Origin of the sequence: Mycobacterium sp. E2733 (assembly GCF_001667585.1) — a bacterium.
Taxonomy (GTDB): domain Bacteria; phylum Actinomycetota; class Actinomycetes; order Mycobacteriales; family Mycobacteriaceae; genus Mycobacterium.
Genome location: NZ_LZJZ01000013.1, coordinates 28,218 through 46,019, shown reverse-complemented (window position 1 = coordinate 46,019; position 17,802 = coordinate 28,218). Strand labels below are relative to the sequence as shown.

Here is a 17,802-nt window from a genome sequence, read left to right as displayed (position 1 = left end):
ACGGCGAGTCACAGGAATGGCAGCAACCGATCGGCCGCACCTGGCTTCGTCACATCGGCCAGCCCGGACTTGAATCCGTCCAGCCCACCCTTTGTCCTCGCATCGGCGATCCGCCGCTGGGCATCGTCAGGAAGGTGCTCCATTCGGTCAGGCTTGTCCCACAGCTCGATGGTCTGCACCACCCAATATATGGCGAACTCGATGATCAGCAGCGCCTCGACCAGCAAGACCCACAACTCCCAGCCGCGGTGCACGAGATGTGCTGTGACAATAGCGATTAACGTCACCAGCATCACCACGGCCATTGCCCGGTAGAACCGTCGATACGCGCGGGGATGAGATGATTTCGACTCATCCTCTCGCTTGACGAGGTATCCGGTGCAAAACACGGTGGCGATGAATGTCGAGAGGAGCAGGAACCCGGCTGCGCCGTGTGCCTGCGCTAAGAAGAACTTGTGATCGAAGATGAAGGTAAGCAGGCCGACCGCCATGATCAGCCAGAACAAACCCAGCGCCAGTATGCCGCCCGGGCTTCTTGTCTGCTCGGTCCGGTTGTGCGGGGATTGCCACAAAACAATGCCCCAACCCAAAAGCAGTCCGATGACCACCGCCCAGACGTTGGGCCGAGTGACTGCGTCGACGTTGTATTCGGGCGGCAGATCAGCTCGTCCGCACAGTGGCGACGGCCGACCCTGCGGCACGATCGCGGCTATCAACGCGGATACCCCGGCCAAACTCAACAGAGCATCTTCGGTGTCGCTGCTGCCCTTGTACATGATGAATAGAGCGCCGAGCGCCAGAAGCGCGGCGATGACGATGCTATGGGCGGAGGTGTAATAGTAAGCGCTGATGGCCAATTGCCAGCACGTTGCCGAAAGCCTTTCGATGAGCACGGCCGCGGCGAGCATCACCATGATGACCACCATGCCGACGCGCAAATCACGGTAGACGGCGAGCGTGATCGGAACCTGACGAGGACCCGGTGTCGCCGGTCCGTTTGATCTCTTCCCGCCCCCGGCTCCGGGATCGGGAGTGCCGTCGCTTTTTTCGTTGTCTTCGGTCATGTCCGGTACCTACTTATGGACTGCGTCGTGATACGGCTGACCAAGGGATTTTAGGACTATCGGTGTACCGCCGTGCCGATAATCGGCTTTTGGTCTAGGTGCCGCGGCGATGATCTGCCCGAAGCCCGAAGCTCGGCCCCGCGACGCGCCGGTCAGACCGCGATCATGAGCTGCGACAAACCACGCAGCGTGACGTTGGCCTTGTATTGCGGCTCACCGTCCAGCCGCGTGGCCGGAAAGCGTGCGGTCACCGCCGACAGCGCGACGCCGGCTTCCAGCCGGGCCAGCGGCGCGCCCAGGCAGTAGTGGGCTCCCCGGCCGAATCCCAGGTGACGCAACGCCTTCCGATCCGGGTCGAAGAGATCGGGCCGGTCGAATTCCGCAGGGTCACGGTGGGCCGCGGCCAGTAACAACATCATGACATCACCCGCAGGCACCTCGACTCCACCAATCATCATGTCGGCGAGAGCGATTCGCCCGACCAGTTGCACAGGCGGGTCGTACCGCAGGGTCTCTTCCACAATCGCCGGTGCGCGACCGGGGTCGGCACCCAGGGCGGTCCACTGCTCGGGATTGCGCAGCATCGCCAAGATGGCGTTCCCGATCAGGTTCACCGTGGTCTCATGTCCGGCGATCAAGAGGAGATTGCAGGTAGAGACAATCTCCTCTTCGGTCAGTTGATCTCCGGACTCCTCCACCGCGATCAGCCCCGACAGCAGGTCGTCACCGGGTTTCGAACGGCGGCGGTCGATCAGACCGTGGAAGTACGCCCGCAGCCACGTCGCGGCCTGTTGGCGTTGTTTCGCAACTTCCGGCGGCACGCCGGTGATCGTCGAAAACGGGTCCAGCGCCTGAGCGAGCAACGCCGACGCGTGGCTGAATTGGGGCTCGTCATCCAGGGGAACGCCGAGCAGCCGGCAGATCACCGCGACCGGCAGCGGATAGGCGAAATCTTCGACGACGTTGAAGTGGCCCTTTTCGGCGACCCGATCGAGCATTCCGTCGACCAGCGAGCGAATATCGGGTTTCAGCGCGTTCACCACCTTGGGCGCAAATGCCTTGCTGACCAGCTTGCGCAACCGGGTGTGATCGGGTGGGTCGAGAAAGAGGAAGCCCGGTGGGCCCTGCCTGCGCGGCGCCGTGCCGGCCTCGGCCTGCCGCTTGGCGACCGTCGAATTGACGTTGTCGCTGCTTGACATTGGATGCCGCAATACCTCGTCACAATCTCGGTAGCTCGAGAAGACGGTCAGGTTCGCGCCGGGTAGCTGCAGCGCTCCGCCGTCACGAAACTGCGCACAGAGTCGGTACGGGTCGGGCCGGTTGGCCGGGTCCAGCAGTTGCAGCAGCAACCCCTCGGAATCGGTCCGCGCGGTCGTCATGCGGTCATTCTGCCCGGAGCGGCGCAGTCTCAGCGACGGAGGAACTCGACGATGTGGCCCGCGAGCTCCTCGCCCGCGTCCTCTTGCAAGAAGTGTCCGGCGCCGCGGATCAAGGGGTGATCGATTCCCTGCGCGCCGCGCATCTCGCGTCGGAAGATCGCGCCCATCGGGCCGGTGATCGGGTCGCTGTCGCTGAAGGCAACCAGCATGGGAGTGGGGCTCGCGGAGAGTTTCGCCCACGCCGCTTTGTTGGCCGCCGCCGCGGGATCGTCCGGCGAGGTCGGCACCAGGCCCGGCATGGCGCGCGGGCCCGCGCAGTACTCGTCGCTGGGGAACGGCGCGTCATAGCTTGCTCGCACGTCGTCGCTCATCGGTTGGCGACAGCCGCCCTGCACGAACGCGCCGACGTTTAGCTCCGGCGCGGTGGTGATCGCCTCGCGGAAGCGCCACCAGACGTCGGGCATCGGCTGCTCGCCCGTCGGCAGGCCGGTGTTGGCGACGACCAGCTTGGCGAATCGATCGGGGTGTTCGGCGGCGAGGCGCAAACCGATCAGCCCGCCCCAGTCCTGGCCGACCAGGGTCACGTTTCGAAGATCGAGGACGTCGAAGGCCACCGCGCGCATCCACTCGACGTGGCGCGCGTAGCTGTGATCCTCGCGGCGGGTCGGCTTGTCCGAGCGACCGAACCCGACCAGGTCGGGGCAGATGACCCGGTGCCCGGCGCCGACAAGTGCCGGAATCATCTTGCGGTACAGGAAGGACCACGACGGTTCGCCGTGCAGCATGAGGATCGGGTCGGCTCGTTCGGGGCCGTCTTGCACCCACGCGACCCGCAGCGTGTCGCCTTCGCCGTCGGATATTTCGCAGTACCTGGGCGCGTACGGAAAGTCGGGTACGCGGTCGAACGACTCGTCGGGTGTGCGCAACGTCTGCATGTCAGGTCCCTTCGGGTAACCCCGCCAGCTCAGGATGTGCCATCAACCGGTCCAGAAAGCCGAGCTGGCCCTTCAGCAGCTTGACTCGCGCCTGCGCCACCGAAAACCAGCCCACCCGATCGACTTCCGGAAACTCGCGCAGTTTGCCGGAGCCCTTCGGCCATTCCAATTCGAAGGTGTTGCTGCGCGCTTCGGTCACGTCGAGGTCGCCGCAGACAGCGAAGGCGGTGACCACCTTGCCGCCGGACTGCTTCAGTTGACCGAGGTCCAGCCGGGTCCCGGCCGGGGCCGAAAGCCCAAGCTCTTCGAAGAACTCGCGTTGGGCGGCGGTCCACGGGTCGTCACCCTCGGCGTACTCGCCTTTGGGAATCGACCAGGCGCCGTTGTCCTTTCGCGCCCAGAACGGGCCACCCGGGTGCGCGATCAGGACTTCTACGGCGCCGTCGCGGGTCCGGTAGAGCAGCACACCCGCACTGAGCTTCGGCATTCGCTCAGGACCCGACCGACCGTTCCAGGTCCTTGAGCGAGGACTCCAGGTGCGCGAGCAGACGCTGCAGATGCGGCACGCTGCGCCGGCAACCCACCAGACCGAAGTCCAGGTTTCCGGCGTTGTTGGCCAGCGTGATGTTCAGCGCCTGTCCGTCCAGCGCGATGGACAGCGGATAGTTGCCGTCGAGCCGAGCGCCCCCGTAGTAGATCGGCTGGGTGGGCCCCGGCACGTTCGAGATGATGATGTTGAACGGCGGCGACGTCGACGCCACCCAGCCCGGGACCGCCGCCAGCGCCAGCGCTGACGTATTGGCGGCGGACAGCGCCAGCGCCTGGAATCGGGGCAACTGCGAGAACACCTTCTTGTTGCTGCGCATCGAATCGCTGATGGTCTGCAATCGCTGTGCGGGATCGTCGGTATCGGTGGCGAGGTTGCACAGGATGGCGCCTACGAGGTTTCCCCCGGCATCGGCCTCGTCTTCGGTGCGCAGGCTCACCGGGACCATCGCGATGAGCGGTGTGTCCGGCAGCGCGTTCTGCTCGAGCAGGTAGGAGCGCAGGGCGCCGGAACACATCGCCAGGACAACATCGTTGACGGTCACGCCGGCGGCCTTCTTGACGCTCTTGATGCGGTCCAACGACCAGGACTGCGCGGCGCAGCGGCGGGCGCCGCCGATCTTGACGTTCAGCATTGTGCGCGGGGCCCCGAAAGGAAGCGTCAGCTGCTGCTCGAACAGCGCCGACCGGGCCAGCGAAAGTGTCGACGGAGCAAGTGACGCGAGGGATCCCGCCGCATGCAGTGCCGACGTCAGCGGGCTCACCGGGTTGCGCTTGCGCTTGCTTTTGGGCAGGCTCCACGGTGCGCGGATCTCGGGATCGTCGGGGTCGGTGGACAACGCGCGCTGCATCAGTTTCTGCGCGGAGACACCGTCGATCAGTGCGTGGTGGATCTTCGTGTAGACGGCGAACCGGCCATCCTTGAGCCCCTCGATGATGTGCGTTTCCCACAGCGGACGATGACGGTCCAGCAGGCTGCTGTGCCACCGCGAGGTCAGCTCGAGCAGTTCACGGATCCGCCCGGGCGACGGCACTGCCGAGCGTCGGACGTGGTAGTCGATGTCGACGTCTTTGTCGTACGACCAGCCCAGGTTGGCGATTCCGCCGACGAACGTCGCGGGATGCTTGCGGAACGTGGGCTGAAAATCATCCTGCGCGACCAATCGGTCGTAGAGCTCACGTACGAAGCCGCGGCCGGCGCCCTTGGGCACCTCGAACAACTGCAAACCGCCGACATGCATGGGATGTTCCCGCGACTCTCCCAGCAGAAATATCGCGTCGGTGGGCATCATCAGTTCCATGCACCAATTAGACCTCGACTGACGCCGGGGCGAAGGCCCTCTTAGAACATCGCCGCCGAGCCGGTGTCGGGATGGCTGCGCATGTAGGCCACGAGCCTATCGACGTAGCTGCGGAAGGCGGGCGGCTCGATGCCACTGCCGGCGAGATCGGCTCGACAATGATCGGTCAAGTAGAAGGTGGGTTGGGCGAAGTAATCGACCGCTTCCGGAGGGATCCGCATGAAGCGGTAGAGCCCCGGAACGTGTGCTAGTGATGCTTTCGTCAATTTCAGGGGCAGCGCGACCTTGAGGAGTTTGCGCCCCGTCGCCTCGGCGAGCGTATCCGACATCTCATCGACCGTGAGCGGACGCGGATCGGCCAGCTGATAGGTGCGTCCCTCGGAAACGGAGAGGCCGCTCAGATATCCGACCGCGTCAACGACGAAGTCGCGTGGGACCACGTTGACGCGCGTCATATCGGGGTCACCCACCATCGGGAGGATCGCGTACCGGGGCTGTCGCAGTAGCCACTGCATCACGAAGTAGGGCCCGTCGAATTTTTGCGTCTGCCCAGTGCGGCTGTCGCCGACGACGATCGAGGGGCGATAGATCGTCACGGGCATGCCTGCGGACATTCGCGAGCGCACGTCCTGCTCGGCGAGGCTTTTGGTCTCTTCGTAATGGTTGTTGAACGGCGCACCTACTTCGAGGTCGTCCTCGCTGAATGGGCCCGCATACCGGCCGCTGACATAACAGGTGCTGAAGTAGTGCAAGCGCGTCAGACGGGCAGAGCGCTCGAGCGCGTCCAGAACGTTGCGGGTGCCGTTGACGTTGATTCGAACCGCTACGTCGCGGGGAACCGCCAAGTCGTATGCGGCGGCCAGGTGCCATGCCTCGGTGACGTCGGTGAGGGTGTCTGCAAGGACGCCGAGACCCGGTTCGGTGATGTCGCCCTCGACCAGCTCGATCCGCCCCTCGAGGAACGGTTCCGCAGAGCTCAGTTCCTGCACGCGTCGCTGTGCCAGCGCGCCGAATTTAGGCTGCACCAGGCAGATCGCCGAATCTCCTGTGCGTTTGAGAATGCCCGGTAGCAACGCGCTACCGAGAAAGCCGGGAAATCCGGTCATCAGGACGGTCATCGCTGCACTCCCTAGCCGGTCGAATAATTACCAAAGTGGTGGCGGCGGGCAAAGTCTGAACCTCGCGGCGCTACCTGAGGCGGGCTCTCTGGATACCGTGCCCATCACCAATGGGCGGGCGCTGAGCGTCTTTCCCCGGTGAGATAGTGGTGAGATAGTAAGGCGTTCATCGCTCTTTCCCTTACCAAAGGGTGCCCTCGACGAGCGATGCTATCGAATACGGGCGGTGTTAGGGCGGGTCTTTTGACCCTGCACAACGGCCATTGGTCCTCAGTTGAGTCCGCTGACACTGAGGCGGCGCACGATCGCAGATACTGCTGAATGGATGTCCCACCTGAAGACAGCGCAGGGAAGTCATGAACGGCAACGAGGCAGAGCATCCCGAGATCGCCAAATGGGATCCCGTCTTCACCGAGCTGATGATCAACGCGGTCACGCCTGTCATCAGGAGATGGTTCCGACCACAGGTGAGGGGCTTGGAGACCGTCCCACCGAAGGGCGGCGCCTTGCTGGTGTCCAACCACTCCGGAGGTGTACTGACGCCTGATTGGAACATTCTCGCCCCTGCGATCTACGGCAGGTTCGGCTATGACCGCCCGTTATTCACCCTCGCCCACTACGGTGTGTTCTTCACGCCGTTTCGCGCGTCACTGAGCCGGCTCGGCGTCATTCATGCCAACCGGGAAAACGCTGCCGCGGCGTTACGTTCAGGCGCGATCGTGCTGGCGTTTCCCGGCGGGGATTATGACGCTTTCCGGCCAACCCTGAGGCAGACCGTCATCGATTTCGGCGGTCGTACCGGATACGTCAGCACCGCTATGGAGGCCGGCGTGCCGATCGTGCCCGCCGTCTCAATCGGGGGGCAAGAAACCCAACTCTTCGTCACTCGGGGTAACTTGCTCGCAAAACGTTTAGGCCTCAAGCGTTTCCGCATGGAAATTTTGCCGGTTACTGTCGGCATCCCCTTCGGTTTGACGATGTTCTTCCCCGCCAACATCCCTTTACCCGTCAAGGTCGTCTTCCAGATTCTGCAGCCGATCGACGTCGCCGCGCAGTTCGGCAAGAATGCCGATGTCCACGAGGTCGACGCCCATGTGCGTTCGGTGATGCAAACCGCGCTGGACCGGCTGGGCCACGAGCGCCGGTTACCCCTATTGGGCTGAAGAATGGGGCAAGGCCCATGGTCAATCCGCCGAAGAATCTTCCGTTAAGGATGTCTTTCGGCAACGCATAGGTGGCAGCATGGATTCGTGACGACACCTTCGTTGACCTGGGATGTGGTGCCCGTTGACAAGCCAGGGGATGTCAACGTGATCATCGGCCAGGCGCATTTCATCAAAACGGTCGAAGACCTGCACGAGGCACTGGCCGGCGTGAGCCCGTCGCTGCGGTTCGGCGTGGCCTTCTGCGAGGCGTCCGGACCGCGGTTGGTCCGCCGCAGCGGCAACGACGCGGACTTGGTCGGACTGGCGACACGCGCCGCGCTGGCCATCGCGGCCGGACACAGCTTCGTGATCTTCCTGCGTGAGGGCTTTCCGGTCAATGTCCTCAATCCCGTGAAAGCGGTGCCCGAGGTATGCGGGATCTACTGCGCCACAGCTAATTCAGTTGACGTCATTGTCGCGGTGTCTCCGCGCGGTCGCGGCATCGTGGGCGTCATCGACGGACAGACGCCTGTTGGAGTGGAAGGCGATCGCGAGGTGGCCGAGCGCCACGATCTGCTGCGCGCTATCGGTTACAAGCTCTGAGTCAGTCTGCCGCGACGGACCATACCGACGTCGCGATCAGATCACCGCGCTCCAACCCCGCGGCGCGATGCTCGTGCACTGTAGCGTACTCAGCGGTAGTCACCATGTCGACGAACGCCTGCGGTGTCGGGTATTCAACGATGAGAATGGCGTCCCACCAAGGTCTTTCGCCATCACCGATCACGAAGGCCGGCGCCGTCCCCGCATAGCGGACGGTGGCACCCGCTCGCTGCAGGTGCGGTACGACCTCCTGCCCGTAGCGCCGGTAGGACTCCAGACCACCCGGGGTCTTGAACTTCAACAGGTTGACCATCACCACCGGTGCGTCGGCTGGCCGGGCGGCCAGGGCCTTGAACTGCTCGGCGGTGGGCTCCAAGGTACTGCTCATGGTGACGATTAGAGCAGATCGGTGATGGTCTTCAGGCCCGCTTCGTACAGCACGCCGGGCAGCATGCCGCCGTCATGCTCGATGGTGGTGCCGTTGACGAAGTCGGCCTCCCCACCGGCCAGGAACACGCAGACCCGGCCCACCTCCGCGGGGTCGCCCGCACGCCGCAGCGGAACCGCGGCGAAATATTTTGCGCCCGTTGGATCGTCCTTGGGCAGCACGAAAGACCGGAAGTTCTCGGTCATCGTCGGTCCCAGCGCTATGCAATTGACCCGCACCTTGGGTCCCCACTCCTCGGCCAGGGACCGGGTGAGATGGTTGAGCCCGCTCTTGGCCGCGCCGTAGGAAACCAACGTCGGCGATCCCGCCGGATGCCCGGCGCCGCTGGAGATGTTGATGATGCAGCCGACCCCGTCCTGGGTGCGCATCTGCCGGTAGGTGCGGATGGCGAACCAGAGCGGGCTGATGAGGTTCATCTGTACCGCGTACGCGTGGAACAGCGCCGTGCGCTCGTATTCGTCGTCGCCGGGCGGCGCCCCCTGAATGCGTTGCACCAGTTCGGGAATGCTTTCGACGTGCGGCGCCGGAACGGTCCCACCGGCGTTGTTCACCAGGATGTCGATCCGGCCGTGCTCGGCGACGACGTCGGCGACGAAGGAGTCGATCGCGCGGTAGTCCCCTTGGTCGCAGACCTTCTGAGAAGCTCGGGAGGCCCAGTCGGTCTCGCAGCCGGGGATGGCGTCCAACGGTGAACGCGAGCAGCCGATGACGGTGGCGCCGGCGCGCAGCAGCTCGTGGGCGATGCCAACACCCACGCCACGGCTGGTTCCGGTGACGATCGCGACCTTGCCGTCCAGCACGCTCATGACAGGCCTTCCCACTCGCAGTCGATGTTGACAGTCACTGTCAGCCGGTCATACTGTGCCAGTCCGGTCGTGGGCGTGTAAAGGCATGCAATTCGGAGGTCAGCAGATGAGTGGTCCGTCCAAGCTTCGTGTCATTCAGTGGGCGACCGGAGGCGTCGGCAAGGCGGCCATCGCGTGCGTCGTGAACCATCCGCAGTTGGAGTTGGCGGGCTGCTGGGTGCACAGCGCCGAAAAGAACGGGGTCGACGTCGGTCGGATCCTCGGAACTGAGGACCTCGGTATCACCGCCACATCTAGCATCGACGACATTCTGGCGCTGGATGCCGACTGCGTCATGTACAGCCCGCTGGTGCCCGACGACGACGAGGTGATCGCGATCCTGCGATCCGGCAAGAACGTCGTCACCCCCGTCGGCTGGGTTTATCCCGATCCGGGCAACCGCCGGCACCAGGCCGTCGCCGACGCGGCGGTCGAAGCCGGGGTGACGCTGCACGGTTCGGGGATCCATCCCGGGGGCATCACGGAACGATTCCCGCTGATGCTGTCGTCGCTCTCGTCGGCCGTCACCCACATCCGGGCCGAGGAATTCTCCGACATCCGCACCTACAACGCCCCGGACGTCGTGCGCCACATCATGGGCTTCGGCGGCACCCCCGAGCAAGCCATGCAAGGACCCATGGCCGGCCTGCTCGAGGCCGGCTTCAAGCAGTCGGTGCGAATGATTGCCGACCACATGGGATTTCGCATCGAACCGAACATCAGGACGATCCAGGACGTCGCCGTGGCAACCGCCGACATCGACTACGCCCCGTTCCCGATCACCACTGGGACCGTGGCCGCGCGCCGGTTCCGCTGGCAGGCCCTGGTAGACGGCGAGCCGGTCATCTCGGCGGCGGTCAACTGGCTGATGGGTGAGGAAAATTTGGAGCCCGCCTGGGATTTCGGCGGCCGGGGCGAACGCTTCGAGGTCGAGATCACCGGCGACCCCACCGTGAACCTCACCTTCAAGGGCCTGCAACCCGAGACGATCGCCGAAGGGCTGGTGAAGAATCCGGGCGTGGTGGCGACGGCCAACCACTGCGTCAACGCCATCCCCGAGGTCTGCGCCGCCGAACCCGGCATCAAGACTTACCTCGACCTGCCGATGTTCGCGGGCCGCCCGGCGCCCGGCCTCGCCGCGTCATGACCGGGATCCACAACGTCTCCCTGTCGGATGTACCGGCCGCATGACCTACAGCCACCCTTCCTCGATGCGCGACCATGTCGCGATCGTCACCGGCGCCGCGCAAGGCGTGGGCAAGGGCACCGCCGCCGCGCTGCTGGAACGCGGGGCGGCGGTGCTGCTGGTCGACATCCAGGACGAGTTGCTCGGCACGACGACCGTCGAACTGTCTTCGTTGGGACGCGTCGAGAAACTGACCGCCGACCTGCGCGACCCGAACAGCGCCCAACGGATTGTGGCGGCCGCGGTCGACGCCTTCGGCACCGTGCACGGCCTGGTCAACAATGCGATAGCCACCAACGAGCCCAAGGCGTTCGTCGACATCACCACGGAGGACTTCGCGCTCGGTCACGACGTCGGCCCGCGGGCGACGTTCCTGCTCATGCAGGCCGTGCACCCCGTCATGGTCGAGGCGGGCGGCGGGTCGATCGTCAATCTCGGGTCCGGGACCGGCACCGGCGGCGAACCGAACTGGGGCGGATACGCCGCCGCCAAGGAGGCCATCCGCGGCCTGTCGAAGGTCGCCGCTTTGGAGTGGGGACGCGACAACATCCGGGTCAACGTCATCTGCCCGTTCGCCGAATCCGACGGCGTCAAGTTCTGGAAGTCGTTCGCACCCAAGGAGTACGAGAAAGCCGTGGGTCGGGTGCCGATGAAGCGGATCGGGGATGTCCGCACCGACGTGGGCGCGCTGGTGGCCTTCCTGCTGGGCGGCGACGCGACGTTCATCACCGGGCAGACCATTCACGTCGACGGTGGAATCGGCTGCTTCCGGTGACCATCCCCGCCAGAGGAGAGTCGCTGCGCGATCGGCAGCGAGCGCAGATCCGGGCCGACATCCGGCGCGCGGCGTTCCGGCTCTTCGTCGAGCGTGGATACGACGCCGTGACGACGGAGGAGATCGCGGCTGCCGCAGGCGTATCGCCGCGGACCTTCTTCCGGCACGTGCCGACGAAGGAAGAGTTGCTGCTCGCGCCCGTTCGCCACGGCGGCGCGGCGATCGTCAACCTGCTCGAGCAGCGGCCCGCCAACGAGCCACCCGATGTCGCGTTGATCAACGCCATCATCACGCGGACCCGATCGTTCGAGCAGACGGACACCGACGAGTGGCGGGAGGCGCTGCTGGTGGCCCCCGATCTGCTCCGTAAGGTGACCGTTCACACGCCCGCCGACAAGGAGCGGGCGGCCAAGCTCATCGCCGAGCGCATGGGCGTGAACCCCGACGTCGACCTCCGCCCCGGCCTGCTGGTCCAACTCGCTTTCGCGGCAGCCGATTTCGGTTTCCAGCAGTGGGTGCGTCAGTCCGGTCGCCCGTGGCCGCTGGATCGCTACGTCACCGAAGCGCTCGAGGCGGTCAAGAGCCCGCACTGGAAACCGGGGCGCTCCTGATCACCCGCGCGACGCCTCGGGGTTCGCGATCCGGATCGGGCACCCGTCCAGCCAGGCGGCCACCGCCTCCACGGTGTCGGAGTAGAAGGCGCCGAGCATCTCGCGGGTGACATACCCGAGGTGGGGCGACAGTGTCACGTTGGGGAGCAGCCTCAACGGGTGATCCGACGGCAGCGGTTCGACGTCATAGACGTCGAGCCCGGCACCGGCGATGCGCCCGGCTTCGAGGGCGGCGATCATCGCTGCCTCGTCGACGATCGGGCCCCGCGACGTGTTGATCAGATATGCGTGCGGCTTCATCAGCGCCAGCTCCGGTTCGCCGACGAGCCCGCGGGTGCGTTCCGACAACACGACGTGTACGGAGACCACGTCGGACTCCTCGAACAGCGTCGCCTTCTCGACCCGACGCGCGCCGGCCGCCGCAGCGGTGTCCGCGGTGAGGTTCTGGCTCCAGGCAATGATCTCCATGCCAAAGGCTTTCGCGTATTCGGCCATCCGCTTTCCGACGCGGCCGAGGCCGATCAACCCGAGCGTCTTACCGGACAGCGTGAGTCCCGTCGTCACCTGCCAGCCGCCGCCTCGCATGCGTCGGTGTTCTTCCGCCAGGTTGCGTACCGTGGCGATGAGCAGTCCCCAGGCGAATTCCGGAGTGGCGTCGTGCACGGAGCGGAATCGCGGATGGGCGAAGTCGGTGTGGGCGACGAGCACGCCACGTTCGGTGGCCGCTGCCATGTCCAGGTTGGGCAGGCTTGCGCCGACGATCGTGATCAGCTTCAGGTTCGGCAACCGCTCGAGCAGCGTCCGCGGCAGCGCCATCCGCTCCCGCAGGGTGCAGACCACGTCGAACGGGCGCAGCGTCTCCGCCGCTTCATCCTCGGAAAGATGGCGGTTGAAAACCGTTACCCGCGAGCGGTTTTGCACCGGTGACCAGTCGGTAAGCCGCAGGGCGGCGCCGGCGTAGTCGTCCAGTATCGCCACTTGGGGCGTGGGGTCACCCATCTCCACATTGAAGCACCGACCGCGTCCGGCACCCGAAGCGCGAGGCCGATCGTGCTCCCGGCCGGTTCCTGGACCATCTGTCGCCTCCCGCCCGCCATCACTTACGGCAGGGTTGCCGTCGGCGGCCGCCCGAAACGGTGGGGCGCTCAAAAATGGGCACTCTAGTATCCATGGGTGTTGTGGTCATCGGCCAGATCGCGCGAGACCTGGTACTGCGTACCGACGGGCCGCCGGCGCCCGGCAAATCCACCACGATCCTGCAACGCACCGAGGTGCTCGGTGGCAAGGGCGCCAATCAGGCCGTCGGGCTGGCCCAGCTCGGAGTGCCGGTCGCGCTCATCGGCGTGGTCGGTGACGACCATGCGGGGACGTCGGTGCTGCGGCAGGCTCAACGGGACGGCATCGACATCGGAGGTGTCGTCCGCCGTGGCACGACAGCGCTTTTGATCGATGTGGTGGGGCGACCGTCAGAGCGGCTGCTGCTGGAGGACGTGCCGGAAAGCTCGCTGGTTCGGGTGGCGGACCTGGACCATGCGGCTGCTTCATGGGACAGCGCCGACACCGTCTCGGTTCAGTTGCAGCAACCCCCGGCCACCGCACTGGAGGCGGCTGAGCGCGCGCGGGAGCGGGGACTGCGCGTGGTGGCCGATGGCGTCCCGGCTCCACAGATTCGGGCCGAACTGCTTGCGTCGGTGGACGTGATACGTGCCGACGCCACCGAGGCCGCGCTGATCGCGGGCGAGGAGGTCGCCTCCGTCGAGCAGGCGTTTGCGTTGGCCGACAACCTGCTGACGTGCGGGCCCGAGCTGGTTGCCCTGGCGGTACCCGAGGTCGGCGATCTGTTGGCCTGGCACGGCGGTAGCGAGCTGTTCGAATTCTCAGACATCGAGGTGGTGGATCCCACCGGCGCCGGCGACGCCTTCGTGGCCGGGCTCATCTCCGCGCTGCGCGACGGCGCCTCACCAGCCCAAGCGGGTAGGCGCGCGTCGGCGACCGCCAGCGCCACAGTGCAGCGCCTCGGCGGGCGGCCGGACCTCAGCGAGCTCAGGGCCTGAGCGAGACGGTTCAGCCCCCGCCCCCACCGGCGCCTCCGCCAGCACCCCCGGCGGCGCCTCCACCCGTTCCCGTGCTGCCGGTGCCGCCGCCACCGTAGGTTCCGCCGGGAACGGGGGGTGGCGGTGGTGGTGCCGGGCTGGACGACGTGGGCACCGGCGGCGCCGCGGGCGGGTTGCTTGCCAATGTGTTCGTGCCCACACCGCCACTGAAGGCGGCCGCAAAACCGATCGTGGCGGCGCCACCGACAAGCGCCAGCATCCTTTTAGCCTCAACATTCATGACTGGCCGCGTACCCCTTATCCGCATGCGCAATCGGGAGTCTCGCGAGTTAGCTGAGCGCGGGCAGGACCTTGTCGGTGAGCAACTGGATCGACTTCCACGCTTCGTCGACGGGCATCCCACCGACCAGTGGGTGCATGACGAGCGGGCCGTAGTTGTCGGCGTCGCGCACCTCCGCGATCAACTCGTCGGGAGTCAGGAAGCGGTACCGGCCCGACGCCTTGACCTCGTCAAGCGTTTGCACGCCCGGCAAATGCATCAGTGAGCGTTGATCGGCAGACCATCCGCCGTAAGTGACCGCCTCCCAGAGGATGTGGTCGCCGAGTTCGGCCCATGCCCGGTCCGGGTCCTCGTGTAGAAAGATCATTCCGCGGTTGACCGGCCCCGGCATGAGAATGAGCGGCGTCATGCCCGCGTCGGCGCACAGCTTGCGGTAGTAGGCGGCGATCTCGGGAAGGTGGTCGGCCAGGCTGAGGGGCAGCCGGAATCGCGCCGCGCGTCGCGCCGTTGCGCGGGAGCCGCCGCCGACGTAAAGCGCTGGATGCGGCCGGGTCCACGTGCCGGTACAGATTTCCGCTTCGGCGTCGGATCCGGACCACACCGACAGCATCCGCTCCAGGAGGTCGTCCATCAGAGCGCCGCGCTGCGCGAATTCGACTCCCATGGCAGCATATTCGACCGTGCGGTAGCCGAGGCCGACCGTGGTGTGCAGCCGGCCGCGGCTCATGTTGTCGACGAGCGCGATGTCCTCGGCTAGCCGCACCGGATTCCACAGCGGGCCGAGCGCACAGTCCACACTGGCGATCAGCGTCGACGTTCGGGCCAAGAACATCGCGGCCGCCATGATGGGATTGCAGCTCCAGCCCTGGCCGGTCGCGTGGTGCTCGTCGACGCTGATCGAGGTGATGCCGTGCGACTCCCCCCACTGCGCCAGTTCAAGGGCGGCGGACAACAGTCCGCTCTGCGTGCGTGGTTCGCCGTGCGGGGAGGCGAAATTGAACCGCAGCACCGTCAGCAACACGTCATGCCTCCCCCGGGCCGGCCATCGACCGCAAAAACGCGGGGAAGTCGGGAAACAGCGCACGGTCGACGATTTCGATGCGGGTGCCGAAAGCGTCTGTGTAGTAAGCAAATAACGCGAGGTCGGAGCCGGCGACGTCGGCGGTCATCTCGAGCGTGAAGCCGTTGGCTTCCAGCGCACGCGCACTCTCGGCCAGGTCGTCACTGAAGTAGCCGAGGTGGTGTACCGCGTTGTCCGGCGCGGCCGTCCACGGGCTCCCCGGCACCTCCTGCACAAGCTCGAGGTGCGGACTCTGCAAGGAGTAGACGATCGTCGAGGTCAATTCGCGGACGCCGGCCGGGGTGCGGAACGGCAAGGTATAGCTCATCGGGGTGATCCAGCGATAGCCGGCCAGGGCGCTCAGGCGGGCCATGGCCGTATCGAGGTCGGGCACGATGATGCCGGCGTGGTAGAAGTCCTCGGGCCGCAACGCAATTGCCATGTTTTTCCCTCGTTTTTCAGACGCAGTCGGACGCGGCGTCCACGACAAACACCGCGCCACTGGTGTAGCTGCTCTGTTCAGTGCACAGGAAGGCGATGGTCGGGGCGATCTCCGCGACGGACCCGAAGCGGCGCAACGGGATGTGCGCCAGCTCGGACTCCACCAATTCGGCCGAGCCGTGCATGGGCGCAGTCATCGGGGTGTCGACAGCACCCGGCGCCACCGCGTTCACCCGGATCCCCTTGTCGGCCCATTTGACGGCGAGGTTCCTTGTGATGCAGACGATCCCGGCCTTCGCCGCGCCGTATCCGGGCACCAGGGGTACCGCCCGAAGCGCGGACATCGACGCGAGGTTGACCACGCTGGCGCCGCCGGTCGCGGTCGACGCCTTCAGGGCGCGGTAGAGCCGGACCGTCAACCGGTACGGCCCGGTGAGGTTCAGCGCGACCGACGCCTCAAACCCGTCGGGCTTCGATTCATCAAGGCCATTAGGGAAATTGGCGCCGGCGTTGTTGACCAGTACGTCGAGCCGGGTGAATTTCCCCGCCAGCGCGTCCACCGAATCCGGGTCGCTGATCTGGAGCTGGTGATAATCCATGCCGGCCAGGTCGACTGCGTAGTCGTTCGCCGCCGGTTTGGTCCCGGTGACCGCGACGCGGGCCCCGGCGTCACGGAACAGCACCGCGGTCGCGTGCCCGATCCCGCTGGTGCCGCCCGTGATCAGGGCCGCGGTTCCGGTGAAGTCGAAGCTGACGCGTGCCGTCATGAGTTCCTCGCGATCTGGTTTTTGAGCCAGGCGGTTTCCCAGAAGTTGGTGTTGCCGGCGAGAAGTTTTTCATGGGCTTCCCGCAGCACGTGCCGCGCCCCCGCATGGTCCGCCCCAACGAGTTCGGCAAGGTGGATGGCCTGCAGCGGGCGGTCGTCGGCGAGATGCTTGCGCGCCCTGTCCACCAGCGCGTCGGCCCCCGCCAACTCGACCACGTCGGCGGCCACGGCGCCGAAGCCGACCGGATAAAGCTCGGTGGTCGACTCGTGGTGAAACCAGCCGGAGTAGTTCTCCCAGATGGCCCGCACGTCCCAGGCCACCTTTCCATAGCCTTGTCCCACTTCGTATTCCGCGGGCAAGTTGATCTCACGCATCAGGGTCCGGACGTCCTTGCCGGCGTTCATCCCCTCGACGGTCCGATCGTGGACGTACTGGATGGCGTCGCGCAGCCGGGTCAGTTCGGCGTGGATGAGCTCGGCGCCCGCTATCGGTTCGAAATGACCGGTCACCAGGAGGTCAGGCCGCAGGTCGCGCACTCGCTCTATGGACGCGATGGCCGTCAGCGCGTCGCGGTACCGGTCGCCACGCATGGTCACCAGGTTGGGAATGTGTCCAAACAGCGGCCCGAAGACATTCCCGCACAGGCAGATACACTCATCCGGTAGCCAAACCACCAGTGAGTCGGTGGTTTCGCCGCCGGGAACGGAGATCAGCTCCATCCGCCGGCCGCCGACCTCCAGGGTCAGGGTGTCTTCGAAATCGAGGTCGACGGCCGGCACGCTCTGGCCGGCCAACCGGCTGCTACCCAGGCGTCGCTGGATGGCTTGGATACCGCTGGTCAGGGTTTCCTTGAACGCGAAGGCGCTGCGGCTGGCGCGATACGGGATGAGGCGTTCGTTGTCGTCGCGCCACAGCGTCCAATTCGCCTGCGCGACCACGGTTGTCCCCGGGTCGCGCACGCTGTCCAAACCGCCGACGTGGTCGACATGGCCCTGTGTGAAGACGATGTAGCGCACCGGCGAGGGGTCGACGGCATCGAAGTTCGCGCGATGCACCGGGCCCTCGAACCCCATCCCGGTGTTCACGATCACCCGCCCCTCACCCGTGGTGAGCAGGTAGGAATTCGACAGCCCCGGTGACACCCACAGCCCGGGCGCGATCTCGCCGGCCCGTTCGGCGGCCGCGGGACGCATGGCCTCGGCCCCGGGCCTGCTGCGGTAGACGGGTTCGAAACTCATCGATGT

19 protein-coding genes are annotated in these 17,802 nt (G+C 65.8%); 6 read left to right on the top strand and 13 right to left on the bottom strand.

The features are described 5' to 3' along the window. Positions 1-8 precede the first annotated feature (8 nt). The 6 genes from A5678_RS02055 to A5678_RS02030 form a co-directional block, all read right to left on the bottom strand. The gene (locus A5678_RS02055; RefSeq protein ID WP_068037692.1) at positions 9-1,064 is read right to left on the bottom strand and encodes a hypothetical protein; all 1,056 of its coding nucleotides are present in this window, start codon (positions 1,062-1,064) and stop codon (positions 9-11) included. 152 nt (positions 1,065-1,216) lie between these two features. Next, complete coding sequence (locus A5678_RS02050; RefSeq protein WP_068037689.1) at positions 1,217-2,443, bottom strand: cytochrome P450; 1,227 nt, start codon at positions 2,441-2,443, stop codon at positions 1,217-1,219. Positions 2,444-2,472: 29 nt separating this feature from the next. Then, entirely contained in the window at positions 2,473-3,378 is a 906-nt protein-coding gene (locus A5678_RS02045) for a haloalkane dehalogenase (protein ID WP_068037687.1), read from the bottom strand. Between the two features lies 1 nt (position 3,379). After that, a complete protein-coding gene (locus tag A5678_RS02040) occupies positions 3,380-3,865 on the bottom strand; it encodes an NUDIX domain-containing protein (protein WP_068037684.1) in 486 nt (161 codons plus the stop codon). A gap of 4 nt (positions 3,866-3,869) precedes the next feature. After that, positions 3,870-5,225, bottom strand: coding sequence for a wax ester/triacylglycerol synthase family O-acyltransferase (locus tag A5678_RS02035; RefSeq protein WP_068037682.1), 1,356 nt, complete (start codon positions 5,223-5,225; stop codon positions 3,870-3,872). A 41-nt stretch (positions 5,226-5,266) separates the two neighbouring features. After that, positions 5,267-6,343 (bottom strand): SDR family oxidoreductase, encoded by a 1,077-nt coding sequence (locus A5678_RS02030; RefSeq protein ID WP_068037679.1) that lies wholly within the window; start codon positions 6,341-6,343, stop codon positions 5,267-5,269. A 356-nt stretch (positions 6,344-6,699) separates the two neighbouring features. On the opposite strand from A5678_RS02030, the gene A5678_RS02025 reads away from it, so the two are divergent. After that, a complete protein-coding gene (locus A5678_RS02025; protein ID WP_068037674.1) occupies positions 6,700-7,506 on the top strand; it encodes a 1-acyl-sn-glycerol-3-phosphate acyltransferase in 807 nt (268 codons plus the stop codon). Positions 7,507-7,593: 87 nt separating this feature from the next. Next, positions 7,594-8,091: an adenosine-specific kinase gene (locus tag A5678_RS02020; RefSeq protein ID WP_068037671.1), complete on the top strand. Its 498-nt coding sequence runs from the start codon at positions 7,594-7,596 to the stop codon at positions 8,089-8,091. Between the two features lies 1 nt (position 8,092). Here A5678_RS02020 and A5678_RS02015 read toward each other — a convergent pair whose 3' ends face one another. Beyond that, entirely contained in the window at positions 8,093-8,479 is a 387-nt protein-coding gene (locus A5678_RS02015; RefSeq protein ID WP_068037664.1) for a DUF1330 domain-containing protein, read from the bottom strand. Positions 8,480-8,487: 8 nt separating this feature from the next. Continuing rightward, positions 8,488-9,345, bottom strand: a complete 858-nt coding sequence (locus A5678_RS02010; RefSeq protein ID WP_068037661.1) for an SDR family NAD(P)-dependent oxidoreductase — start codon at positions 9,343-9,345, stop codon at positions 8,488-8,490. Positions 9,346-9,451: 106 nt separating this feature from the next. On the opposite strand from A5678_RS02010, the gene A5678_RS02005 reads away from it, so the two are divergent. The 3 genes from A5678_RS02005 to A5678_RS01995 are packed head-to-tail and all read left to right on the top strand — an operon-like array spanning position 9,452 to position 11,956. Further along, positions 9,452-10,531 carry a dihydrodipicolinate reductase gene (locus A5678_RS02005; RefSeq protein ID WP_068037757.1) on the top strand — a complete coding sequence of 360 codons (1,080 nt, stop codon included), beginning with the start codon at positions 9,452-9,454 and terminating at the stop codon, positions 10,529-10,531. A gap of 40 nt (positions 10,532-10,571) precedes the next feature. Then, positions 10,572-11,345: an SDR family NAD(P)-dependent oxidoreductase gene (locus tag A5678_RS02000; RefSeq protein WP_068037658.1), complete on the top strand. Its 774-nt coding sequence runs from the start codon at positions 10,572-10,574 to the stop codon at positions 11,343-11,345. Next, a complete protein-coding gene (locus A5678_RS01995) occupies positions 11,342-11,956 on the top strand; it encodes a TetR/AcrR family transcriptional regulator (protein ID WP_068037655.1) in 615 nt (204 codons plus the stop codon). Before A5678_RS02000 ends, A5678_RS01995 begins: the two co-directional genes overlap by 4 nt. On the opposite strand, the gene A5678_RS01990 is transcribed toward A5678_RS01995, so the two are convergent. After that, positions 11,957-12,955: a D-2-hydroxyacid dehydrogenase family protein gene (locus A5678_RS01990; RefSeq protein WP_068037652.1), complete on the bottom strand. Its 999-nt coding sequence runs from the start codon at positions 12,953-12,955 to the stop codon at positions 11,957-11,959. It abuts the gene before it with no gap. Between the two features lie 170 nt (positions 12,956-13,125). Here A5678_RS01990 and A5678_RS01985 point away from each other — a divergent pair, with 170 nt between their 5' ends. Beyond that, positions 13,126-14,010 carry a ribokinase gene (locus tag A5678_RS01985; protein ID WP_068037650.1) on the top strand — a complete coding sequence of 295 codons (885 nt, stop codon included), beginning with the start codon at positions 13,126-13,128 and terminating at the stop codon, positions 14,008-14,010. Positions 14,011-14,339: 329 nt separating this feature from the next. On the opposite strand, the gene A5678_RS01980 is transcribed toward A5678_RS01985, so the two are convergent. The 4 genes from A5678_RS01980 to A5678_RS01965 are packed head-to-tail and all read right to left on the bottom strand — an operon-like array spanning position 14,340 to position 17,796. Next, the gene (locus A5678_RS01980; protein WP_068037649.1) at positions 14,340-15,311 is read right to left on the bottom strand and encodes an LLM class flavin-dependent oxidoreductase; all 972 of its coding nucleotides are present in this window, start codon (positions 15,309-15,311) and stop codon (positions 14,340-14,342) included. 1 nt (position 15,312) lies between these two features. After that, positions 15,313-15,792: a VOC family protein gene (locus tag A5678_RS01975; RefSeq protein ID WP_068037647.1), complete on the bottom strand. Its 480-nt coding sequence runs from the start codon at positions 15,790-15,792 to the stop codon at positions 15,313-15,315. Between the two features lie 16 nt (positions 15,793-15,808). Continuing rightward, positions 15,809-16,558, bottom strand: coding sequence for an SDR family NAD(P)-dependent oxidoreductase (locus A5678_RS01970; RefSeq protein WP_068037644.1), 750 nt, complete (start codon positions 16,556-16,558; stop codon positions 15,809-15,811). Next, a complete protein-coding gene (locus A5678_RS01965; RefSeq protein WP_068037642.1) occupies positions 16,555-17,796 on the bottom strand; it encodes an MBL fold metallo-hydrolase in 1,242 nt (413 codons plus the stop codon). The genes A5678_RS01970 and A5678_RS01965 overlap by 4 nt, the downstream gene beginning before the upstream one ends. Positions 17,797-17,802: the final 6 nt, after the last annotated feature.

Coding starts and splice junctions, on each gene's coding strand:
- A5678_RS02055 (WP_068037692.1), bottom strand. CDS start 1,064: ATGACCGAAGACAACGAAAAAAGCGACGGCACTCCCGATCCCGGAGCC.
- A5678_RS02050 (WP_068037689.1), bottom strand. CDS start 2,443: ATGACGACCGCGCGGACCGATTCCGAGGGGTTGCTGCTGCAACTGCTG.
- A5678_RS02045 (WP_068037687.1), bottom strand. CDS start 3,378: ATGCAGACGTTGCGCACACCCGACGAGTCGTTCGACCGCGTACCCGAC.
- A5678_RS02040 (WP_068037684.1), bottom strand. CDS start 3,865: ATGCCGAAGCTCAGTGCGGGTGTGCTGCTCTACCGGACCCGCGACGGC.
- A5678_RS02035 (WP_068037682.1), bottom strand. CDS start 5,225: ATGGAACTGATGATGCCCACCGACGCGATATTTCTGCTGGGAGAGTCG.
- A5678_RS02030 (WP_068037679.1), bottom strand. CDS start 6,343: ATGACCGTCCTGATGACCGGATTTCCCGGCTTTCTCGGTAGCGCGTTG.
- A5678_RS02025 (WP_068037674.1), top strand. CDS start 6,700: ATGAACGGCAACGAGGCAGAGCATCCCGAGATCGCCAAATGGGATCCC.
- A5678_RS02015 (WP_068037664.1), bottom strand. CDS start 8,479: ATGAGCAGTACCTTGGAGCCCACCGCCGAGCAGTTCAAGGCCCTGGCC.
- A5678_RS02010 (WP_068037661.1), bottom strand. CDS start 9,345: ATGAGCGTGCTGGACGGCAAGGTCGCGATCGTCACCGGAACCAGCCGT.
- A5678_RS02005 (WP_068037757.1), top strand. CDS start 9,452: ATGAGTGGTCCGTCCAAGCTTCGTGTCATTCAGTGGGCGACCGGAGGC.
- A5678_RS02000 (WP_068037658.1), top strand. CDS start 10,572: ATGACCTACAGCCACCCTTCCTCGATGCGCGACCATGTCGCGATCGTC.
- A5678_RS01990 (WP_068037652.1), bottom strand. CDS start 12,955: ATGGGTGACCCCACGCCCCAAGTGGCGATACTGGACGACTACGCCGGC.
- A5678_RS01985 (WP_068037650.1), top strand. CDS start 13,126: ATGGGTGTTGTGGTCATCGGCCAGATCGCGCGAGACCTGGTACTGCGT.
- A5678_RS01975 (WP_068037647.1), bottom strand. CDS start 15,792: ATGGCAATTGCGTTGCGGCCCGAGGACTTCTACCACGCCGGCATCATC.
- A5678_RS01970 (WP_068037644.1), bottom strand. CDS start 16,558: ATGACGGCACGCGTCAGCTTCGACTTCACCGGAACCGCGGCCCTGATC.
- A5678_RS01965 (WP_068037642.1), bottom strand. CDS start 17,796: ATGAGTTTCGAACCCGTCTACCGCAGCAGGCCCGGGGCCGAGGCCATG.